The 1,638-nt window shown below is 58.5% G+C and carries 2 protein-coding genes; both read right to left on the bottom strand.

What is annotated here, in order from left to right:
• A partial coding sequence (locus TU76_RS23815) for an ABC transporter permease subunit (RefSeq protein ID WP_048352611.1) occupies nucleotides 1-779 on the bottom strand: 779 nt, incomplete at its 3' end.
• The coding region (locus TU76_RS23810; protein ID WP_048352610.1) for an ABC transporter permease subunit at nucleotides 776-1,638 on the bottom strand (863 nt) is incomplete at its 5' end. The genes TU76_RS23815 and TU76_RS23810, both read right to left, overlap by 4 nt.

The raw sequence follows: 1,638 nt of genomic DNA, 5'->3' as shown, positions 1-1,638 counted from the left end.
CGGCTGAAGAACCACACCATGAAGGTCACCAGCGACACCGCCAGCAGGATCAGGCTGGCCACGGCGTTGATCTCGGGCTTAACCCCCAGACGCACCGCCGAGAACACTTCCATCGGCAAGGTCGTGGACCCCGGCCCCGACACGAAGCTGGCCAGTACCAGGTCGTCCAGCGACAGGGCAAAGGACATCATGGCGCCCGCAGCCAGTGACGGCGCGATCATCGGGATGGTGATCAAAAAGAACACCTTCCACGGCTTGGCACCCAGGTCCATGGCCGCCTCTTCGATCGACAGGTCCAGCTCACGCAGACGCGACGACACCACCACCGCCACATAGGCCGAGCAGAACGTGGTGTGGGCGATCCAGATGGTGACGATGCCACGCTCTTGCGGCCAGCCAATCATCTGCGCCATGGCCACGAACAGCAGCAACAGCGACAGGCCGGTGATCACTTCCGGCATCACCAGCGGCGCCGTCACCAGGCCGCCAAACAGCGTGCGACCCTTGAAGTGCGAGATACGGGTCAGTACGAACGCCGCCAGGGTGCCCAGCGCTACCGCTGCAATCGCCGTGTAAAAGGCGATTTCCAGGGAGCGCATCACCGAGCCCATCAGTTGCGTGTTGTCCAGCAGGCCTACATACCACTTCAGCGACCAGCCGCCCCACACCGTGACCAGCTTGGAAGCGTTGAACGAGTAGATCACCAGGATCAGCATCGGCAGGTAGATGAACAGCAACCCCGCGACCAACATGAAGCTAGAAAAACGGAAGCGATTCATATCTTGCCCTCCAGCTCTTTAGCCTGGCTGCGGTTGAACAGAATGATGGGCACGATCAGGATCGCCAGCATGACGACGGCAAGCGCAGACGCTACCGGCCAGTCACGGTTGTTGAAGAACTCTTGCCACAACACTTTACCGATCATCAGGGTTTCCGGGCCGCCAAGCAGTTCCGGAATCACGAACTCGCCCACTACCGGGATAAACACCAGCATGCAGCCGGCGATGATGCCGTTTTTCGACAACGGAACGGTGATTTTCCAGAAGCTGTTGATGGTGCTCGAACCCAGGTCAGACGCGGCTTCCAGCAGGCTGGTGTCGTGTTTCACCAGGTTGGCGTACAGCGGCAGGATCATGAACGGCAGGTACGAATAGACGATGCCGATGTACACCGCGATGTTGGTGTTGAGGATCTGCAGCGGTTCGCTGATCCAGCCCATCGACATCAGAAAGCCATTGAGCAGGCCGTTGTTGCTGAGGATGCCCATCCACGCATACACCCGGATCAGGATCGCGGTCCAGGTCGGCATCATGATCAGCAGCACCAGCACGGTCTGCATCTCTTTGCGCGCATTGGCGATGGCATAGGCCATCGGATAACCGATCAGCAGGCACAACGCCGTGCTGAAAAACGCCATCTTCAGCGAGCCCAGGTAGGCAGCGATATACAGCTCGTCGTCGCCCAGCATGGCGTAGTTGCCCAGATTCAGCAGCAGCTGAACTTTCTGTTCAACGTAGCTGTAGATCTCGGTATACGGCGGGATTGCGACGTCGGCTTCAGCAAAGCTGATCTTCAACACAATGAAGAACGGCAGCATGAAAAACAAAAACAGCCACAGGAATGGAATCCCGATGACCA

This window comes from Pseudomonas psychrophila (genome assembly GCF_001043005.1).
GTDB lineage: Bacteria > Pseudomonadota > Gammaproteobacteria > Pseudomonadales > Pseudomonadaceae > Aquipseudomonas > Aquipseudomonas psychrophila.
The sequence above is the reverse complement of the archived record's forward strand: the minus strand, read 5'-3'. Positions and strand labels throughout refer to the sequence as shown.